This is a genomic window from Streptomyces sp. R28, from assembly GCF_041052385.1.
GTDB lineage: Bacteria > Actinomycetota > Actinomycetes > Streptomycetales > Streptomycetaceae > Streptomyces.
Genome location: NZ_CP163439.1, coordinates 2756141 through 2776362 on the forward strand (window position 1 = coordinate 2756141; position 20222 = coordinate 2776362).

At 68.9% G+C, this 20222-nt stretch carries 15 protein-coding genes and 1 tRNA gene; 8 read left to right on the plus strand and 8 right to left on the minus strand.

Annotated elements, in window-relative coordinates; genetic code table 11:
* Positions 1-33 precede the first annotated feature (33 nt).
* The 5 genes from AB5J49_RS12110 (at position 34) to AB5J49_RS12130 (ending at position 5729) form a co-directional block, all read left to right on the plus strand.
* Positions 34-1248 carry a branched-chain amino acid ABC transporter substrate-binding protein gene (locus AB5J49_RS12110; protein ID WP_369175110.1) on the plus strand — a complete coding sequence of 405 codons (1215 nt, stop codon included), beginning with the start codon at positions 34-36 and terminating at the stop codon, positions 1246-1248.
* Positions 1249-1361: 113 nt separating this feature from the next.
* Entirely contained in the window at positions 1362-2291 is a 930-nt protein-coding gene (locus AB5J49_RS12115) for a branched-chain amino acid ABC transporter permease (RefSeq protein WP_369168598.1), read from the plus strand.
* A 5-nt stretch (positions 2292-2296) separates the two neighbouring features.
* A complete protein-coding gene (locus AB5J49_RS12120) occupies positions 2297-4126 on the plus strand; it encodes a branched-chain amino acid ABC transporter permease (RefSeq protein ID WP_369168599.1) in 1830 nt (609 codons plus the stop codon).
* A gap of 5 nt (positions 4127-4131) precedes the next feature.
* Positions 4132-5016: an ABC transporter ATP-binding protein gene (locus AB5J49_RS12125; protein ID WP_369168601.1), complete on the plus strand. Its 885-nt coding sequence runs from the start codon at positions 4132-4134 to the stop codon at positions 5014-5016.
* Entirely contained in the window at positions 5013-5729 is a 717-nt protein-coding gene (locus AB5J49_RS12130) for an ABC transporter ATP-binding protein (protein WP_369168603.1), read from the plus strand. Before AB5J49_RS12125 ends, AB5J49_RS12130 begins: the two co-directional genes overlap by 4 nt.
* An 87-nt stretch (positions 5730-5816) precedes the next feature.
* Here AB5J49_RS12130 and AB5J49_RS12135 read toward each other — a convergent pair whose 3' ends face one another.
* Positions 5817-6473, minus strand: coding sequence for an ANTAR domain-containing response regulator (locus AB5J49_RS12135; protein WP_030949406.1), 657 nt, complete (start codon positions 6471-6473; stop codon positions 5817-5819).
* A gap of 102 nt (positions 6474-6575) precedes the next feature.
* On the opposite strand from AB5J49_RS12135, the gene AB5J49_RS12140 reads away from it, so the two are divergent.
* Together AB5J49_RS12140 and AB5J49_RS12145 are read left to right on the plus strand one after the other, a co-directional pair.
* Positions 6576-6648: transfer RNA gene (locus AB5J49_RS12140), tRNA-Leu, on the plus strand.
* Between the two features lie 73 nt (positions 6649-6721).
* Positions 6722-7522 carry a transcriptional regulator gene (locus AB5J49_RS12145; protein ID WP_369168604.1) on the plus strand — a complete coding sequence of 267 codons (801 nt, stop codon included), beginning with the start codon at positions 6722-6724 and terminating at the stop codon, positions 7520-7522.
* 42 nt (positions 7523-7564) lie between these two features.
* Here AB5J49_RS12145 and pyk read toward each other — a convergent pair whose 3' ends face one another.
* Both pyk and AB5J49_RS12155 read right to left on the minus strand, forming a co-directional pair.
* On the minus strand, positions 7565-9001 hold the full coding sequence (gene pyk, locus AB5J49_RS12150; RefSeq protein ID WP_369168605.1) for a pyruvate kinase: 1437 nt from the start codon (positions 8999-9001) through the stop codon (positions 7565-7567).
* A 188-nt stretch (positions 9002-9189) separates the two neighbouring features.
* Positions 9190-9906: an SIMPL domain-containing protein gene (locus AB5J49_RS12155; protein ID WP_369168606.1), complete on the minus strand. Its 717-nt coding sequence runs from the start codon at positions 9904-9906 to the stop codon at positions 9190-9192.
* A gap of 138 nt (positions 9907-10044) precedes the next feature.
* On the opposite strand from AB5J49_RS12155, the gene AB5J49_RS12160 reads away from it, so the two are divergent.
* Complete coding sequence (locus AB5J49_RS12160) at positions 10045-11856, plus strand: bifunctional UDP-sugar hydrolase/5'-nucleotidase (protein WP_369168607.1); 1812 nt, start codon at positions 10045-10047, stop codon at positions 11854-11856.
* A 49-nt stretch (positions 11857-11905) separates the two neighbouring features.
* Here the strand turns inward: AB5J49_RS12160 and AB5J49_RS12165 are convergent, their stop codons facing one another.
* The 5 genes from AB5J49_RS12165 to pepN all read right to left on the minus strand — a co-directional run bounded on the left by AB5J49_RS12165 (position 11906) and on the right by pepN (position 20147).
* Positions 11906-12286, minus strand: a complete 381-nt coding sequence (locus AB5J49_RS12165; protein ID WP_369168608.1) for a hypothetical protein — start codon at positions 12284-12286, stop codon at positions 11906-11908.
* Between the two features lie 4 nt (positions 12287-12290).
* Positions 12291-13889: a hypothetical protein gene (locus tag AB5J49_RS12170; protein ID WP_369168609.1), complete on the minus strand. Its 1599-nt coding sequence runs from the start codon at positions 13887-13889 to the stop codon at positions 12291-12293.
* Positions 13890-14284: 395 nt separating this feature from the next.
* Positions 14285-15658 carry a lysine N(6)-hydroxylase/L-ornithine N(5)-oxygenase family protein gene (locus AB5J49_RS12175; RefSeq protein ID WP_369175111.1) on the minus strand — a complete coding sequence of 458 codons (1374 nt, stop codon included), beginning with the start codon at positions 15656-15658 and terminating at the stop codon, positions 14285-14287.
* A gap of 267 nt (positions 15659-15925) precedes the next feature.
* Positions 15926-17320 carry an aspartate aminotransferase family protein gene (locus tag AB5J49_RS12180; protein ID WP_369168610.1) on the minus strand — a complete coding sequence of 465 codons (1395 nt, stop codon included), beginning with the start codon at positions 17318-17320 and terminating at the stop codon, positions 15926-15928.
* Positions 17321-17639: 319 nt separating this feature from the next.
* Complete coding sequence (pepN, locus tag AB5J49_RS12185; protein WP_369168611.1) at positions 17640-20147, minus strand: aminopeptidase N; 2508 nt, start codon at positions 20145-20147, stop codon at positions 17640-17642.
* Between the last annotated feature and the right edge of the window lie 75 nt (positions 20148-20222).

The following is a 20222-nucleotide window of genomic DNA, read 5'->3' on the forward strand; positions in this document are numbered from 1 at the left end:
AGGGAAAGGACCTCATTCGTGCGTCAACGTTCGATCATCGCTATAACCGCCGCGCTCGCGGCGGGATCGCTGACACTCACGGCTTGTGGGTCGCGTGACGAGGGCGGCAACAGCAGCAACGGCGACAAGACCACTGTGGTGATCGGGGTCGACGCCCCGCTGACCGGCGACCTGTCGGCCCTCGGCCTCGGCATCAAGAACTCCGCCGACCTGGCCGCCAAGACGGCCAACAAGAAGGAGTACGTCAAGGGCGTCGAGTTCAAGATCGAGGCCCTCGACGACCAGGCCCAGCCCTCCGTCGGCCAGCAGAACGCCCAGAAGTTCATCAGCGACAAGGACGTCCTCGGCGTCGTCGGCCCGCTGAACTCCAGCGTCTCGCAGCAGATGCAGAAGCCGCTCAACGACGCCGGCCTGACCCAGGTCTCCCCGGCCAACACCGGAACCGAGCTGACCCAGGGCGACGGCTGGAAGACCGGCGACTCGGTCCGCCAGTTCAAGACGTTCTTCCGCACCGCCACCACGGACGAGATCCAGGGTGCCTTCGCCGCCGACTACCTGTACAACCAGGCGAAGCTCAAGAAGGTCTACCTGATCGACGACCAGAAGACCTACGGCGCCGGTCTCGCCGCCTCCTTCAAGGCGAACTTCACCAAGTTCGGTGGCAAGATCGTCGGCAGCGACCACATCAACCCCGACGACCGTGACTTCAACGCAGTCGTCGCCAAGATCAAGAAGACCGGCGCCGAGGCCCTGTACTACGGCGGCGAGTACCCGGCCGCCGGCCCGCTGAGCCAGCAACTCAAGGACAGCGGCCAGAACATCCCGCTCATGGGCGGCGACGGCATCTACTCCGGCGAGTTCCCGAAGCTGAACAAGAAGGCCGAGGGTGACCTCGCGACCTCCGTGGGCAAGCCGGTCGAGCAGCTCGACTCCGCCAAGACCTTCATCAAGGACTACGAGGCGGCGGGCTACGAGGACGCCTACGAGGCCTACGGCGGCCTCACCTACGACGCCACCTGGGCCATCATCGAGGCCGTCAAGCTGGCGGTCGAGGGCAACGACGGCAAGGTCCCGTCCGACGGCCGCAAGGCAGTCCTGGACGGCATGGCGAAGGTCAAGTTCGACGGCGTCACCGGCACCATCTCCTTCGACGAGTTCGGTGACACGACGAACCACACCATGACCGCCTACAAGGTCAAGAGCAACGCCTGGGCCCCCGTGTTCAGCGGCGAACCCAAGCTGGGCTGAGCAGAGGACGAGTAAAGAAAACTCCCCATCACACATTGATCCAGGCCGCGCGGGAGCGCCCACCAGCGCTCCCGCGCGGCGCCATATCCGAACCACTCCACGGAGGCCCTGCGGTGCACGAACTGCCGCAACAGCTGGCCAATGGACTCATCCTCGGCGCGATGTACGGACTCATCGCGATCGGCTACACGATGGTCTACGGCATCGTCCAGCTCATCAACTTCGCCCACGGCGAGATATTCATGGTCGGGGGCTTCGGCGCCCTGACCGTCTGGTTGGTACTCCCCGACGGCTTCGGCCTCGCGGCCGCCGTCCCGCTCATGATCATCGGCGGCATCCTCGTCTCGGTGGCGGTCGCCACCGCGGCGGAACGCTTCGCCTACCGGCCACTGCGCACCGCGCCACGGCTGGCCCCCCTCATCACCGCCATCGGCCTGTCCATCGTCCTCCAGCAGGTCGTATGGATGTGGTACCCGGACGCGAAGAAGGACCACCCCTTCCCGCAGTTCGAAGGCGGCCCCATCGACATCCTGGGCGCCAACATCCAGCGCGGTGACCTCTTCGTCCTGATCGCCGCACCGCTGTGCATGCTGGCCCTCGGCCTGTTCGTCACCAAGACGCGCTCCGGCCGCGGCATGCAGGCCACCGCCCAGGACCCCGACACGGCCAAGCTGATGGGCATCAACACCGACCGCATCATCGTCATGGCCTTCGCCATCGGTGCCGCGTTCGCCGCCATCGCCGCGGTCGCCTACGGCCTGAAGAACGGCCAGGTCGGCTTCCGCATGGGCTTCCTGATGGGCCTCAAGGCCTTCACCGCCGCCGTCCTCGGCGGCATCGGCAACATCTACGGCGCCATGCTCGGCGGCATCGTCCTCGGCGTCGCCGAGTCCCTCGCCACCGGCTACATCGGTGACATCCCCGGCATGGAACTCTTCGGCGGCGGCGCCTGGAAGGACGTATGGGCATTCACCCTGCTCATCCTCGTCCTCCTGTTCAGGCCACAAGGCCTGCTCGGCGAACGCGTCGCGGATCGGGCGTGATACCCATGACCACCGAGACCCCCATGGACAAGACCACCGACACCACCAAGGTGTCCACCACCCCGGCCACCCCGATCATCCCGCTGCCGCACACCGCGGCCCGCGCGCTGACCGTCGCCGGCTCCGCCCTGGCCCTCATCGGCACCTTCCTCGCCTGGACCTGGACCGATGAATTCCCGGGCAACCTCACCGTCACGGGCTACCCCGGCGGCCTGCAGGTGCTCACGCTCGTGGGAGCCCTGCTCACGCTGCTGTTCACCCTCTCCGGCTACGGCATCCCCGGCCTCCGCTGGCTCACCCCCGGCGGCAAGAACAGCCCCGTCCTGCTCGCCGCCCTCGGCGTGTTCGGCACCACGGGCTACGCCATCGGCGCCATCAGCCAGGAACTCGGCGGCCTCGTCAACCTGGAGCCCGGCGCCTGGGTCTCCGGCATCGGCGCCCTCGTCGCCGTGATCGGCGCCCTCGGCCTCCCGGTCGACCAGCCGTACGACGCGCAGGACCCGAACCCGAACCTCTGGGGCCGGATCCGCCACTCGCTCACCGCCCCCGAGCCCGCCCGAGCCAAGGAACTGCCCTCCTGGGCGGAGATCCTCATCATCGCCGCGGGCTTCGGCGTCGGCCTGTACGTCTTCGCGTACGGCATCGGCACCGAGTACTCCGAGCTGTTCATCGGCTTCCTGATCATCGCGGCATTCAGCTTCACCGCCGTGACCCGCGCCGGTCTGCTCAAGCGGCTCTCGTCACTCACCGCGAAGCACCGCAACGTCGCCATGGCGGCGGCATTCGTCGCGGCGATCTGCTTCCCCTTCACCCAGACCAACGACCAGTTCGCCCTCATCGGCGCGAACATCCTGATCTTCGCCACGGTCGCCCTGGGCCTCAACGTCGTCGTCGGCCTCGCCGGCCTCCTCGACCTCGGATACGTCGCCTTCCTCGGCGTCGGCGCCTACGCCGCCGCCCTGGTCTCCGGCTCCCCGCAGTCGGCCATCGGCGTCCACTTCCCGTTCTGGGCGGCCGTCCTCACCGGCGCCGCCGCCTCGCTGATCTTCGGCGTGCTGATCGGCGCCCCGACCCTGCGGCTGCGCGGCGACTACCTCGCCATCGTGACGCTCGGCTTCGGTGAGATCTTCCGCATCACCATGAACAACCTGAACGGCAACAGCGGACCTGACGTCACCAACGGCTCCAACGGCATCCCGAACATCCCGGACCTGGAGATCTTCGGGTTCAACCTCGGGCTGCCGCACGACGTCCTCGGCCACGAGCTGACCCGCTCCGGCAACTACTACCTGCTGATGCTGCTGTGCACGGCGATCGTCGTCATGGTCTTCCGCCGCTCCGCGGAATCCCGCATCGGCCGCGCCTGGGTCGCCATCCGCGAGGACGAGACCGCCGCCACCGCGATGGGCATCAACGGCTTCCGCCTCAAGCTCCTCGCCTTCGCACTCGGCGCCTCCCTCGCCGGCCTCGCCGGCACCGTCCAGTCGCACGTGTCGTACAGCGTCACCCCCGAGCAGTACCAGTTCGCCGGCTCCGTGCCGCCGAACTCGGCCTTCCTGCTCGCCGCCGTCATCCTCGGCGGCATGGGCACCATCAGCGGCCCGCTGATCGGCGCCGCGCTGCTCTACCTGATCCCGGCCAAACTCCAGTTCATGGCGGAGTACCAGCTGCTCCTCTTCGGCGTCGCGCTGATGTTCCTCATGCGCTTCCGCCCCGAGGGCCTGGTCGCCGACCGCAGGAAGCAGCTCGAATTCCACGAGACCGGACAGCTCGACGTACCGGAGGACAAGCCATTGCCCGAAGGCGCGACCGGCGTCGCCAAGGCAGGGGCGTGACCGCCATGACCACCACCACGACCGCTCCCACCAGCACAACGGTGCTCGACGCCACCGGCGTCACGATGCGCTTCGGCGGCCTGACCGCCGTACGCGACGTGGATCTCACCGTGAACACCGGCGAGATCGTCGGACTCATCGGCCCCAACGGCGCCGGCAAGACGACCTTCTTCAACTGCCTCACCGGCCTGTACGTGCCGACCGAAGGCAAAGTCGCCTACAAGGGCACCGTCCTGCCCCCCAAGCCGCACCTGGTCACCCAGGCCGGCATAGCCCGTACCTTCCAGAACATCCGGCTCTTCGCCAACATGACCGTTCTGGAGAACGTACTGGTCGGACGGCACACCCGCACCAAGGAAGGCCTCTGGTCAGCCCTCCTGCGCCTGCCCAGCTTCAAGAAAGCCGAGGAGGCATCCCGCGCCCGGGCCATGGAACTCCTGGAGTTCACCGGCCTCGCCGCCAAGGCCGACCACCTCGCCCGCAACCTGCCCTACGGCGAACAGCGCAAGCTGGAGATCGCCCGGGCCCTCGCGAGCGAACCCGGCCTGCTCCTGCTCGACGAACCCACCGCCGGCATGAACCCACAGGAGACCCGGGCGGCCGAAGAGCTCATCTTCGCCATCCGGGACAAGGGCATCGCCGTCCTCGTCATCGAGCACGACATCCGGTTCATCATGAACCTCTGCGACCGGGTCGCCGTGCTGGTCCAGGGCGAGAAGATCGTCGAGGGCCCCGCCGAAGTCGTCCAGGCCGACGAGCGCGTCATCGCCGCCTACCTGGGCACGCCCTTCGAGGGCGAGCCGGGCAAGGAGGAGGTCGCCGAGGTCGAGGCGGCCGAGGCGGCCGAGGCGGCCGAGGCGCAGAGCAGCACGGAAGGGGACGACAAGTGACCGCACTGCTCGAGGTCGAGGACCTCAAGGTCGCTTACGGCAAGATCGAGGCCGTCAAGGGCATCTCGTTCAAGGTGAACGCGGGCGAGGTCGTCACCCTCATCGGCACCAACGGCGCCGGGAAGACCACCACCCTGCGCACCCTCTCGGGCCTCCTGCAGCCGCTCTCCGGCGACATCAAGTTCGACGGCAAGTCGCTGAAGAAGGTCCCCGCCCACAAGGTCGTCTCGCTGGGTCTCGCCCACTCCCCCGAGGGGCGGCACATCTTCCCCCGCATGACGATCGAGGACAACCTCCGCCTCGGCGCGTTCCTGCGCAACGACAAGGAAGGCATCGAGAAGGACATCCAGCGCGCCTACGACCTGTTCCCCATCCTCGGAGAGCGCCGCAAGCAGGCCGCGGGCACCCTCTCCGGCGGCGAGCAGCAGATGCTCGCCATGGGACGGGCGCTGATGTCCCGACCGAAACTGCTCATGCTCGACGAGCCCAGCATGGGCCTCTCCCCGATCATGATGCAGAAGATCATGTCCACCATCCAGGAGCTCAAGTCCCAGGGCACCACCATCCTGCTCATCGAGCAGAACGCCCAGGCCGCGCTCTCCCTGGCCGACCACGGCCACGTCATGGAGGTCGGCAAGATCGTCCTCTCCGGATCCGGCCAGGACCTGCTGCACGACGAGTCGGTGCGAAAGGCATACCTGGGCGAGGACTGATCAACCGCCCACGCGGTAACGCGCATACGGCGAGGCCCGCGCCCCCTGATGGGGGGCGCGGGCCTCGTTCGTACATACTCAGGCGGGTCAGCCCTTGGCGGCCTTCTTCTCGTCGGCGTCCTGGATGACGGCCTCGGCGACCTGCTGCATGGACATCCGGCGGTCCATGGAGGTCTTCTGGATCCAGCGGAACGCGGCGGGCTCGGTCAGCCCGTACTCGGTCTGGAGGATGGACTTCGCCCGGTCCACCAGCTTCCGCGTCTCCAGGCGCAGAGTGAGGTCGGCAACCTCCTTCTCCAGCTCCTTCAGCTCCGTGAAGCGGGAGACGGCCATCTCGATCGCCGGCACGACATCGCTCTTGCTGAACGGCTTGACCAGGTACGCCATGGCACCGGCGTCCCGGGCCCGCTCGACCAGGTCACGCTGCGAGAACGCGGTCAGCATCAGCACCGGGGCGATACTCTCCTCGGCGATCTTCTCGGCCGCGGAGATGCCGTCCAACTTCGGCATCTTCACATCGAGGATGACGAGGTCGGGCCGGTGCTCGCGGGCCAGCTCGACGGCCTGCTCACCGTCACCGGCCTCACCGACGACGGTGTACCCCTCTTCTTCGAGCATCTCTTTGAGGTCGAGCCGGATCAGTGCCTCGTCCTCGGCGATGACGACACGGGTCGTCAGCGGAGGCACGTGCGACTTGTCGTCGTCGGGCGCGTCTACGGGCTGGGGCGACTCGGGGGCGGTCACGGGGGCTCCTCGTTCAGGGGCAGGGGTGCTGCTGACAAGAGCGTACCTAGCTGCGGTAAGGTGGGGGCACGGCGGGTAACCACCAACCTTCGTATCGAAGGGGCCCCGGTAGCCCAGCGGAAGAGGCAATGGATTCAAAACCCATACAGCGTCGGTTCGAATCCGACTCGGGGCACTTTTCCTTGGTTTCCAAGGTCGCCGCAAGAAAGCGGATGTTCACGTTCTCGTGAACATCCGCTTTTTGCTGCGTGTCGTCGCGATCACTCTCACAGAGTGGCCACACGTACGACCTCAGCACACGCAAGCGAGCCCTGGCCCTGGTGACACAGGGGCGCAGCCTAAACTCCGTCAGCAAAGAGATGGGCATCTCCCGACACGCGATCACGTGTTGGCTGAGTCGACTGGAACCCTTATCTCGAACTCCGCCCTGCATCCGGTGCCAAGAAACACCAGAGATGCCAGAAGACTTCGCGGCCTACGCCTACCTGCTGGGTCTCTACCTGGGCGACGGTTACATCATCTCCAAGCCGAGGCAGCACTACCTCATGGTCACGTGCACTGCTTCCTGGCCCGGACTGGTCGACGCCGCCGAGCATGCCATGCGCAGGGTCCTGCCCGAGCCCAATATCAGCCGTCTTCCGCGCGCAGGCTGCGTCGACGTCAAGTCCTACACCAAACACTGGGTCTGCCTGCTCCCCCAGCACGGCCCGGGCAAGAAGCACGAGCGACCGATCATCCTCGAAGCCTGGCAACAGGAGGTCCTCGACGCGCACCCTCGGGAGTTCATCCGCGGCCTCATCCACTCCGACGGTTGCCGCATCACCAACTGGACGACGCGCCTCGTAGCCGGTGAGCGCAAGCGCTACGAGTACCCGCGCTACTTCTTTACCAACAAGTCGGACGACATCAGGAAGCTCTTCACGAACACCCTCGACAAGGTCGGCGTCGAGTGGACCACTCTCGCGCGCGGCAGCGACCCGTTCAACATCTCCATCGCCCGCAAAGCCTCCGTAGCCCTTATGGACACCCACGTAGGCCCCAAGCACTGACCAACCGCAAAGGGCCCCTCCTCAAGAGGGGCCCTCCGCCTGCTACTTGGGGCTGTCGTCCTCCCCGATGTGATGCACCCGCACCATGTTCGTCGAGCCCGACACCCCAGGGGGCGACCCCGCCGTGATGACGACGACGTCGCCCTTCTTGCAACGGCCGTACTTCAGCAGCAGCTCATCGACCTGGTCGACCATCGCGTCCGTGGAGTCCACGTGCGGCCCCAGGAACGTCTCCACACCCCACGTCAGATTCAGCTGCGACCGAGTCGCCGGCTCCGGCGTGAAGGCCAGCAGCGGGATCGGCGAGCGGTAGCGGGACAGGCGACGGACGGTGTCGCCGGACTGGGTGAAGGCGACCAGGAACCTCGCGCCCAGGAAGTCGCCGATGTCGGCCGCGGCGCGGGCCACGGCGCCGGCCTGGGTGCGGGGCTTGTTGCGTTCGGTCAGGGGCGGGAGGCCCCTGGCGAGGATGTCCTCCTCGGCGGCCTCGACGATCTTCGCCATCGTGCGGACCGTCTCGATCGGGTACTTGCCGACGCTGGTCTCGCCGGACAGCATCACGGCGTCCGTGCCGTCGATCACCGCGTTCGCGACGTCGCTCGCCTCCGCCCGTGTCGGGCGGGAGTTGTCGATCATGGAGTCGAGCATCTGGGTGGCGACGATGACCGGCTTGGCGTTGCGTTTGGCCAGTTTGATCGCGCGCTTCTGGACGATCGGGACCTGTTCCAGGGGCATTTCGACGCCGAGGTCTCCTCGCGCGACCATGATGCCGTCGAAGGCGGCCACGATGTCGTCGATCGCGTCGACGGCCTGGGGCTTCTCCACCTTGGCGATGACGGGGAGGCGGCGGCCTTCTTCGTCCATGATGCGGTGGACGTCCTCGATGTCCCGGCCGGACCGGACGAAGGACAGCGCGATGACGTCGAAGCCGGTGCGCAGGGCCCAGCGCAGGTCGGCCTCGTCCTTCTTCGACAGCGCCGGTACGGACACCGCGACGCCCGGGAGGTTCAGGCCCTTGTTGTCGGAGACCATGCCGCCTTCGATGACGGTGGTGTGGACGCGGGGGCCGTCGACGGACGTGACCTCCAGGCAGACCTTGCCGTCGTCGACGAGGATGCGCTCGCCCGGGGTGACATCGCCTGCGAGGCCGGAGTAGGTGGTCCCGCACTGCTGGCGGTCGCCTTCGGCGCCCTCTTCCACGGTGACGGTGAACGTGTCCCCGCGTTCAAGGAGTACGGGTCCTTCGGTGAAGCGGCCGAGGCGGATCTTCGGGCCTTGAAGGTCGGCGAGGATGCCGACGCTGCGGCCGGTCTCGTCGGAGGCCTTTCGGACGTGCTGGTAGCGCTCCTCGTGGTCGGCGTAGCTGCCGTGGCTGAGGTTGAACCGGGCGACGTCCATTCCGGCGTCGACCAGTGCCTTTATCTGGTCGTACGAGTCGGTGGCGGGGCCCAGGGTGCAGACGATCTTCGCTCGGCGCATGTTTCGACTCTATGACTTACCGGCGGGTAGAGAATTGGCCGCGTATGACTACTCAACAACCTTTACGTGAAGGGCTATTGACAAGTGTTGAATTGTGCGCCGGGGTGCTCCGATGAGCGTTCGAAGTACCCCGGGGCACGTCGTCGCCGTTCAGGCGCGACCGCAAGAGGATTCGAAATCCCGCGCCTTCACAGCCGCGGCGGCGTCATCGTAAAGCGGGCGTTGACCTGCGCGTAGACGTGCTGCCGCTGAGGTTCGAGATCGAGGGGGGCGGCCGCGGCGTCCTCCGCGGCGCCGTAGGCCATGGAGCGCATGCGGCTGCCGGCGCCCTGGGGATAGGGCGGCGGGGCGTTCTCCGCGCCGATGTCGGCGAGTTCCACCAGCGCGGCCAGGGAGGTTCCCAGCGCTTCCGCGTACTCCCGCGCTCGCTGCACCGCCTCCCGTACGGCCTGCTGCCGCGCTTCCCGGTGGGCCGGCGAGTCGGGGCGCAGGGCCCAGTAGGGGCCGTCCACGCGGGTGAGGTCGAGGTCGGCCAGGCGTGTGGTGAGTTCGCCGAGTGCCGTGAAGTCGGTGAGTACGGCGGTGATGTGGACGCGGCCGTGGTAGGCGTGGACGCGCTCGCCGCGTCCTTTGTCCTTCAGTTCGGGGCTGATGGAGAAGGCGCCGGTCTCCAGTCGCTCGACGGCGTCGCCGTAGGTCTTGACGAGGTCGAGGACGGTGCCGTTGCGGCGCGTGAGGTCGTCCAGGGCGGCACGGCGGTCCTTGCCGCGGGAGGCGACGGTGACGCCGATGCGGGCGATCTCGGGGTCGACTTCGAGGCGGGCCTCACCGCGGACGGCGATGCGGGGGGCGTCGGGGGTGCCGTAGGGGACGGCGGGCTGGAGGTCCTCTGAAGGGGCGGTCATACGTCCCACTCTGTCATCGCTTGCTGGGTTACGGACCCCGCGGGTCACCAGATCGAAACCTGCAGGGTCTGTTGCTGCGTGCCATGCCCAGGTCAGAATCTACGCGCGTTGTTGACCATTCGCCTGGGAGAAACACTCATGCCGTTGAACCGCCGGAAGTTCCTGACCAAGTCCGCCGTGACCGGAGCGGGGGTGGCGATGGCCGGTGCGGTGGCTCCGGCGGCGCAGGCCGCGGAGGCCACCGAGGCCACGGCGGCGAAGAAGCCCGCCAAGCGGTACGCGCTGACGGTGATGGGCACGACCGATCTGCACGGGCACGTCTTCAACTGGGACTACTTCAAGGACGCCGAGTACACCGACGCCAAGGGCAACGCGCAGGGGCTGTCGCGGGTGTCGACGCTGGTGAACCAGGTCCGGGAGGAGAAGGGCCGCCGCAACACGCTGCTGATCGACGCGGGTGACACCATCCAGGGCACCCCGTTGACGTACTACTACGCCAAGGTGGACCCGATCACCGCCAAGGGCGGCCCGGTGCACCCGATGGCGCAGGCGATGAACGCGATCGGGTTCGACGCGGTGGCGCTGGGCAACCACGAGTTCAACTACGGCATCGAGACGCTGCGCAAGTTCGAGGAGCAGTGCGACTTCCCGCTGCTGGGTGCCAACGCGCTGGACGCGAAGACGCTGAAGCCCGCCTTCCCGCCGTACTTCATGAAGAAGTTCCGCGTGCCGGGCGCTCCGCCCGTGAAGGTGGCCGTCCTGGGTCTGACCAACCCGGGCATCGCGATCTGGGACAAGGCCTACGTCCAGGGCAAGTTGACGTTCCCGGGCCTGGAGGAGCAGGCGGCGAAGTGGGTGCCGAGGCTCAAGGCGATGGGCGCGGACGTGGTGATCGTGTCGGCGCACTCCGGCTCCTCGGGTACGTCGTCCTACGGTGACCAGCTGCCGTACATCGAGAACTCGGCGGCGCTGGTGGCGCAGCAGGTGCCGGACATCGACGCGATCCTGGTCGGCCACGCGCACGTGGAGATCCCGGAGCTGAAGGTCACCAACGCCAAGACCGGCAGGACGGTCGTCCTGTCGGAGCCGCTGGCCTACGCGGAGCGGCTGTCGCTCTTCGACATCCAGCTGGTCTTCAGCAAGGGCTGCTGGCACGTCGAGTCGGTCGCCGCGTCGGTGCTCAATTCCAACTCGGTGGCCGACGACCCGAAGATCACCAAGCTGCTGACGGACGAGCACGAGAAGGTCGTCACGTATGTCAACCAGGTCGTCGGCACGGCGACCGAGGCGCTGACGACGGTGGAGGCCCGCTACAAGGACGCCCCGATCATCGACCTGATCACCAAGGTCCAGGAGGACGTGGTCAAGGCGGCGCTGGCGAGCACGGAGTACGCTTCGCTGCCCGTCATCGCGCAGGCATCTCCCTTCTCGCGCACCTCGGAGATCCCGGCCGGCGACGTGACCATCCGGGACCTGTCGAGCCTGTACGTGTACGACAACACGCTGGTCGCGAAGCTGATGACGGGTGCGCAGCTCAAGGCGTACCTGGAGTATTCGGCGGAGTACTTCGTGCAGACGGCGCCGGACGCGGCGGTCGACGTGGAGAAGCTGACGAACGCGAACAACCGGCCGGACTACAACTACGACTATGTGTCGGGGTTGTCGTACGAGATCGATGTCGCTCAGGCGGCGGGTTCGCGGATCAAGAACGTGACCTACAACGGTGCCGCTCTGGGCGACGCCCAGCAGTTCGTGTTCGCGGTGAACAACTACCGGGCCAACGGCGGCGGCGCTTTCCCGCATGTGGCGTCCGCGAAGGAGCTGTGGGCGGAGTCGACCGAGATCCGTACCCGGATCGCGGAGTGGGTGACGGCGAAGGGTGTGCTGGACCCGAAGGACTTCGCGTCGGTGGACTGGAAGCTGACGCGGAACGGCACGCCCGTCTTCTAGAGCCGGGAACGGGGAGGCCGGCGGAGCAGCCGTCGGCCTCCCCGTCGGGTCAGAGCAGGCTGCTCACGCTGTTCTGGATGGCCACCACATCGCCGGCGACCGCGGCCGTGGCCTGTACGCCGGGTGCGATGAAGCCGAGCCAGCGCAGCAGGGCGTTGCGGCGTGGCTCGTCCCGGGTGAGTTCCGCTTCGACGCGTTCGCCGGCCTCGACGAGTTCCTCGCCGTCCTCGTACTGGTCCTGGTGGGTACGCAGTTGTTCGAGTAGCAGTCTTGCCGCGGTGCGCAGTTCGGCGATGGCGGCTTCGCGGTCGGTTTCGGCGGGGGTGCCGGTGGTCGCGGTCGAGTGGTTGAGGGCGACGGCGCTGCCGTCGATGTGGATGTCGCCGCCGGCGTGGATGCCGCTGTTGTTTCCGGCGCCGGTCCCTGTCATGTCGTCACCTTCCTCGGTTGGCGGGCGGGGTGGCGGCGGGGGGAGCGGCGGGAGCCGGTTGCCCGGGGGTGCCTGCCGCCTGGCCGCGGCGGAAGACTCCGGCGATGCTGCCGCCGACGCCGACCGCGGAGCCGTTGAGCGTCACGTTGCCACCGGCGTACAGGCCGGTGTTGTTGATGGTGGTCTGGCGTTGGATCAGTTCGTTGGTGTCGATGTTGTGGTCCTCCAGGAATTCCACCAGTGCGTCCAGTACCCGGTGTTCGACCGTCTTGGCGTACAACTCCCGGTCGAGTTGCTGGAAGTAGCGGTAGTAGAGCTGGTCGCTGGCCGTGTCCCTGATGCTGAAGGACGCTCCGTAGTCGAAGGTGCGGTGGCGGATGGCCTGTGCCTGGCGGCGTTCCTTCCTGCGTTGGATCATCGGCGAGAACAGGCCTGCGGTGACGGAGAAGGGCGCGCCGATCAGCAGTCCCGGGGTGCGGAGGCCGGCGCGGCTCACCAGGGTCCACCACTGGCGCAGGGTCGGGGAGCCGAGCAGTTGGTCCGCGATGCGGTAGGGCTCGCGGACCGGCGCGAGGAGGGAGCTGCTGCCCTCGATGAAGAGCATCTTGCGGTCGGACAGCAGTGCGCACCGCAGGAAGAAGGTGATGGCGAGTTCACCGCTCCAGCCGGTGACCCGGATCGCGAGGTAGGGGCGGGCGCGGCCCTTGCCGTCCTCGCGCAGCTCGTTCAGGAGGTCGGGTGAGACCCTCGCGCCGGGCGGACCGGCGGGGTTCGGCAGCAGTTCGGATCGTGTCCGGTCGTCCACCTCGTACAGCAGGTCCTTGCCGTTGACCAGCAGGAGGTTCTCGACGTGGACGCCGGGCAGCTTCAGGTCTCCGACGCGGGCGGCGAGGTGGTCGTTGAGCTCGTGGACGGTGAACGGGACGACCTGTTTGCCCTCTTCGGGTCGCGCGGTGTCGAGTGCGAACGACCAGGTGCTCGTCGTCTGTCCGTACCCGACGAAGGGGGCGTAGAGCGAGGAGACCACGACGTTGCCCCGGTCACGCTTCTCGATCTCCTCGATGCGCCGCCGGTTCTCGGCGCTGATCGGCTGAGGAGCTCGGTCCGGGGCGAAGTTCTCCCGGCTGAGCTGTCGGGCGACGACGCCGTAGTGCACCGAGAGGGAGTCGACGGCGACGATGATCCAGGCCACGAGGTAGCCCAGGACCAGGGCCGCGCCGAAGGTGATCGGGAGCATGATCAGCATGAGCAGGAGCAGCAGGGCGAGCACGATGTCCCGCCCCACCTGTCGACGGCGGGCCGCCAGGGCGTGCCGGAGTACGCAGCCGAGGTCGACGCCCGGCGACGAGGCGACCGCGCGGCGGGGTTCCTGCACGATCTGTTCGACCGCCCGGCGGGCGAACTTGGTGTCGGTGTGGACGGCGGTGCACAGATATCGGGTGATGTCGGGTGCGAAGCGGGCGGCGGGGGCCGCCAGTGGTGCGTGGGAGGGTACCGGCGGTGCGGGGAGGGTGGGGTGCGCGTCGTCCGGGGACTGCGTCGGGATGGCGGGGTGGGTGGACGGGGGTGGGTTCGTCTCTTCGGCGGGATCGGGAGTGGTCATGACTGTCTGCCCCCTCTCGGCATACGGGTGCGTGCGTCGGGACAAGGCCGCACCGGCTCCCGGATGGCGGGGCGGGGAGCGTGTGCGGCGGTTCCGCGGGCACACCGGGCCAGGCGTGGTTCCGGTCGCGGGGGACGAGCGTGTGCTGGTCCGAGGCGTCCCCGGTTCCGAAGCGGAACAAGAACTGTCGCCGTCGAGGGCACCGATAAGTCGATCACTGATCGAAAGAGGAGATCTTGCGCAGATAAATGCCCCCGCTGCTGCGACATGGACGGGAAGGTACCAGCGTGCACGGGGCAAGGGGAGGGACGCGGGATGCCCAAGCGGCCTTTTCCGCGCCCCCTCCCGTGCTTCTTCACTCGGATCGCACAGGGCCTGCGCTGTCGCCGGTTTTCCTACCGCACCTCGACCAAGGGGGTGAGCGTGAGCGCCGATGCCTGGCGGGCGCGTGGGATGTGGGGCTGTTGTTCGAGGCCGAAGGTGGTGAAGGCCGTACGGGAGGGCAAGCGGTAAGTCTCCTCGCCGGTGACGGAGTTGAGGATGCCGGCGCTGCGCCAGGCCGCGAGGCCGAGGTCGGGGGTGCCGATGCCGTGGGTGTGGCGTCCGGCGTTCTGGACGTAGATGTTGCAGCCGGAGCCGCTGACCGTGGGGTCCATGACCAGGCGGTACTGGTCGTCGATGCGGGGCCGCTCCTGGCTGTCCAGGCGCATGTAGGGGTCGAGGCCGGCGAGGATGCGGCTGAGGGGGCGTTCGCGGTAGCCGGTGGCCAGGACGACCGCTTCGGTGGTCAGGCGTGAGCGGGTGTTCTGCTGGATGTGCTCCAGGTGGAGCTCGACCTTGGTCGTGGCGATCCGGCCGGCGGTGCGGACCCGGACGCCGGGGGTGAGGACGGTGTCGGGCCAGCCACCGTGCAGGGTGCGGCGGTAGAGCTCGTCGTGGATCGCGGCGAGGGTGTCGGCGTCGATGCCCTTGTGGAGCTGCCACTGCGAGGCGACGAGCTTGTCGCGGACCGGTTCGGCGAGGGCGTGGAAGTAGCGGGTGTAGTCGGGCGTGAAGTGCTCCAGGCCGAGCTTGGAGTACTCCATGGGCGCGAACGCCTCGGTACGGCCGAGCCAGTGGAGCCGCTCGCGCCCGGCGGGGCGGTGCCGGAGCAGGTCCAGGAAGACCTCGGCGCCGGACTGTCCCGACCCGATGACGGTGATGTGCTCGGCGGCGAGCAGGGTCTCGCGGTGGTCGAGGTAGTCGGCGGCGTGGATGACGGGGACGGCCGGCGCCTCGACGAGGGGCCTGAGCGGGTCGGGGACGTACGGTTCGGTGCCGATGCCCAGGGCGATGTTCCTGGTGTACGTGCGGCCCAGCGCCTGGGCTTCCCCGTCCGGGGCGAGCTGGGTGAAGTCGACCTCGAAGACGTCTCGTTCGGGGTTGAAGCGGACGGCGTCGACCTGGTGGCCGAAGTGCAGTCCGGGGAGGTTCTCGCAGACCCAGCGGCAGTAGGCGTCGTACTCGGCGCGCTGGATGTGGAAGCGCTCGGCGAAGTAGAAGGGGAAGAGCCGGTCGCGGGACCTGAGGTAGTTCAGGAAGGACCAGGGGCTGGCGGGGTCGGCGAGCGTCACCAGGTCAGCGAGGAAGGGGACTTGGATACGGGCGCCGTCGATGAGCAGGCCGGGGTGCCAGGAGAAGGCGGGGCGCTGCTCGTAGAAGACGGCGTCGAGTTCGGCGAGGGGGTGGGCGAGGGCGGCGAGGGAGAGGTTGAAGGGGCCGATGCCGATGCCGACGAGGTCGCGGGGGGTGTCGGGGTCGCGGTGTGGGGGGGGTTGGGGTGCGTGGGTGTCCCGGAGGCTGGGTGAGGGCCGGTGTAGAGCCTGACCGGCGGGGGCTGGGGTGAGGGGTCGCGCGGGGGCCTGTGTCGGGGCCTGGCTGGAGGCCGGTGTGAGGGCTCGTGAGGGGGCTCGCGTGGCCGTTCGTGTGGGGGCCGGCGTGGGAGTCGGTGTGGGATTCGGCGTGGCGGGGGCCGGCGTGGGGGTTGGTCTGGGGGGTCATCCGGGGGTGTTTCCTTCCACCAGTTTCAGGAGGGCGGCCAGGTCGTCCGGGCGCGTGTGGGGGTTGAGGAGCGTGGCCTTGAACCACAGGCGCCCGTCTATGCGGGCCCGCCCGAGAACGGCACGGCCGTCGGTGAGGAGCCTTCGGCGTACGGCGGCGACGGCGGCGTCGGTGGCGTGTGCGGGCCGGAACAGAACCGTGCTGATGGTGGGCGGGTCGTAGAGCTCGAACCCGGGGTGGTCGTGGACGAGCGCGGCGAACTCGTGGGCGTGGTCGCAGACCTGCTCGACGAGTCGGCCGAGTCCGCTGCGGCCGAGGGCCTTGAGGGTGACGGCGATCTTGAGGACGTCGGGCCGGCGGCTGGTGCGCAGGGAGCGGCCGAGGAGGTCGGGCAGGCCCGCTTCGGTGTCGTCGTCGGCGTTGAGGTACTCGGCGCGGTGGTGGAGCACGGCGAGGTCGTCCGGGTCCCTGACGGCGAGGAGGCCGGCGGCGACGGGCTGCCAGCCGAGCTTGTGCAGGTCGAGGGTGACGCTGTCGGCGGCGTCGAGTCCAGTGAGCCGGTCGCGGTACCGGTCGCTGAAGAGGAGGCCTCCGCCGTAGGCGGCGTCGATGTGGAGCCGGGCGCGGTGCGCGGCGCACAGGGCGGCGATCTCGGGGAGGGGGTCGATGAGCCCGGCGTCGGTGGTGCCCGCGGTGGCGACGACCAGGTGCGGGCCGGGCAGGCGGGTGAGGGCCTCGTCGAGGGCGGCGGGGTCGAGGACGCCGGCCGGGGCGGGCACGACGACGGGTTCGGGCAGCCCGAGCAGCCAGGCGGCGCGGGGCAACGAGTGGTGAGCGTTGGCCCCGTGGACCAGCCGGAGGCCGGCGCCCTGGGCTTCTCGGGCGAGGAGGAGGGCCAGTTGGTTGGACTCGGTGCCGCCGGTGGTGAGCAGGGTGATGCCTGCCCCCGCCCCTCCCGTCGCCCCTCCCCCACCGTCGAACACCTCCGAGGCGAGCGCCCCCATCACCAACGCCTCCAGCTCCGACGCCCCCGGCGCCTGGTCCCAGGAGTCCAGCGAGGGGTTGAGGGCCGAGGCGGCGAGGTCGGCGGCGACGGCGACGGCGAGGGGCGGGCAGTGGAGGTGGGCGGCGCACAGGGGGTCCGCGGGGTCGGTGGCGCCCGCCGCGAGGGCCCGGACGAGGTGGTGGAGGGCGTCCGGGTCGCCCTCGTCCGGGAGTACGTCCCCGACTGCCTCCCGCATGCGCGCGGCGACCGCGTCCGGGCCGCCCGCGGGCAGTGGTCCCCCGCGAGCCCGGGCGCCCTCGCTCAGCGCGTCGAGCACGGTGTCGAGCAACGGCCGCAGGGCGTGGGGGCCTTCAGGGCCTGAAGCGAGCGACGGCGGCGTGCTCATCGTGTCCTCCCGGGCGCAGGGCAAGAGGGACTTCCAGCTTGTACCCGGATGCGTGATCGCGCCCGAAAAGCCCAACGATCGGAACCCGAAAGGAGGTACTTGCGTGCGAGGAAAGCGTGTCGGGGGTGGTGTGGCGCGAGTGACGGAGTAAGGGGGGCGACGGGGGAAAGGGCGGCGGTCCTCTTCCGTCGAGGGCTGATCCTCCTGAGGCCGGATCCTGCTGGGACCGGCGCGTCAAGGCCCGAGAGCCAAGCCGGGAGGATCAGCCCGCCGCGTCGCCCGAAGCCACGAGCGATGCCCTACGCCACCCGCACCGGCCTCACTCGCCCTCCCGCACGCGCAACGCCCGTGCCAGGTCGTCGAGGTGGTCGGCGAGCCTGCGTCGCAGCGCGGGGATCGGCTCGCCGTCGCGCAGGCACTCCTCGCCCAGCCGCAGGGCGTCGGCGTCGACGGCGTACAACGGGAAGGCGTAGCGGCCGGCGGCGTCGGCGATGGCGGGGCCACGGCGGGCGCCGACGGCGATCGCGTCCTGGTAGTAGCGCGGCACGTACTGCCGTACGAGGTCGGCCTGTTCGGGCTGCCAGAAGCCCTGCGCGGTGGCGATGAAGAGGTAGTTGGACAGATCGGTGCCGTCGTCGGTGGCGAACATGGCGTCCCAGGCCCGCTCCTTGGCCTGTGCGTCGGGCAGGGCGGCCCGGCAGCGGGCGGCGCCCTCCTGGCCGGTGGCGCTCGGGTCGCGCGCCAGCTCGCCGGCGATGGCGGCCTCGTCGACGGCCCCGAGGACGGCGAGCCGGCCCAGGACGCGCCAGCGCAGCTCGGGGTCGAGTTCGGGTCCGCCGGGCACGGTGCCCTCGGCGAGCCAGGCGGCGATCGTGTCCGGATGGGCGGCGACGTCGACGAAGTGGCGTACGGCGATCAGACGCAGCCCGGGGTTGTCGCCGTCCTCGGTGCGGCGGATGAGGTCGCGGCAGAGGGCGGAGAGGGTGGTCAGGGCCGCCGGACGTTCCTCGGGGGTGAGGTAGCGGTCGGTGACCTGGGCGGTGGCGAAGGCGAGGACGCCCTGGACGACGGCGAGGTCGGTCTCGTGCGGCAGGTGGGCGCGGGCGGCCTCCAGGTAGGCGCCGGCGGCCAGTTCACCGTCGCGGACGGCGTCGCGCAGGGCGTTCCAGACGAGCGCGCGGGTGAGCGGTTCGGGCAGCCCGGCGAGGCTCGTACGGACGGTCTCGAAGGATTCGGGGTCGAAGCGGACCTTGGCGTAGGTCAGGTCGCCGTCGTTGAGCAGCAGCAGTGCCGGGCGCTTGCCGATGGGCTGCGGGGCCTCTTGCGGGACGTCGAGGTCGAGGCGTTCGCGCAGGACGAGGTGGCCCTCGTTGTCGCCGAGGTCCAGGTCGTACAGGCCGACGGCGATGCGGTGCGGGCGGCTGCCGGCGCGGTCGACGGTCAGGGTGCAGGTGCCGTTCTCGCCGGGGGCGACGGCCGGGGTGAGGGTGTCGACGCCGGTGGTGCGCAGCCAGGCGTCGGCCCAGGAGTGGACGTCGCGTTCGGTGGCGGCGGCGAGGGAGTCGACGAAGTCGGCGAGGGTGGCGTTGGCGAACTTGTGGCGGGCGAAGTGGGTGTTGATGCCGGTGAGGAAGTCCTTCTCGCCGAGCCAGGCCACCAGTTGGCGCAGTGCGGAGGCGCCCTTGGCGTAGGAGATGCCGTCGAAGTTGAGCTGGGCCGTGGCGGTGTCGTTGACGCCTTCGGGGGCGACGGGGTGGGTGGAGGGGCGCTGGTCGGCGTCGTAGCCCCAGGCCTTGCGGGCGACGCCGAAGTCGGTCCAGGTGTCGGTGAAGCGGGTGGCCTCGGCGCAGGTCTGGTAGCCCATGTACTCGGCGAAGGACTCGTTCAGCCAGATGTCGTCCCACCAGCGCAGGGTGACGAGGTCGCCGAACCACATGTGGGCCATCTCGTGGGCGATGACCATGGCACGGGTCTGGCGCTCGGCGTCGGTGACGGCGGAGCGGTAGACGAACTCGTCGCGGAAGGTGACGAGTCCGGGGTTCTCCATGGCGCCGGCGTTGAACTCGGGGACGAACGCCTGGTCGTAGGAGTCGAAGGGGTAGGGCTCGTCGAACTTCTCGTGGTAGCGGTCGAAGCACGCGCGCGTGACCTCGAAGAGCTCCTCGGTGTCCGTGTCGAGGTAGGGGGCGAGCGAGCGGCGGCAGTGCAGGCCGAAGGGCAGGCCCCGGTGTTCGGTGCGCACGGAGTGGTAGGGGCCGGCGGCGACGGCGACGAGGTAGGTGGGGATCAACGGGGTGGGCGCGGCTTGCCAGCGGCCGTCGCCGAGTTCTTCGGTGATGCCGTTGGCGAGCACGGTCCAGCCCTCGGGGGCCTTGACGGACAGGTCGAAGACGGCCTTGAGGTCGGGCTGGTCGAAGGCGGCGAAGACACGCTGGGCGTCGTCCATGCACAACTGTGTGTAGAGGTACGTTTCGCCGTCCACGGGGTCGGTGAAGCGGTGCATGCCCTCACCGGTGCGGGAGTAGCGCATGGCGGCGTCGACGCGCAGTTCGTGCTCACCGGCGGTGAGGTTCTTCAGGGGCAGCCGGTTCTCGTCCAAGGTCTCCGGGTCGAGGGGGTGTCCGTCCAGCGTGACGGAGCGCAGCTCGGCCGGCTTGATCTCGACGAAGGTGTCCGTGTCCGCGTGGTCCGCGCGCGTGGTGAACCGGATGACGGTGCGGGAGTCGAAGGTCTCGTCCCCGGTGGTCAGATCGAGTTCGATCGTGTAGCGGTGGACATCGAGGAGCTGGGCACGGGTCTGCGCTTCGTCGCGCGTCAGTACGGACATGCAGGACATGCTGCCTGATGCCGCTGACGAGGCACAGAGGCTGATCAATAAGTGCGCTATGTCCGGTCTTTGGTC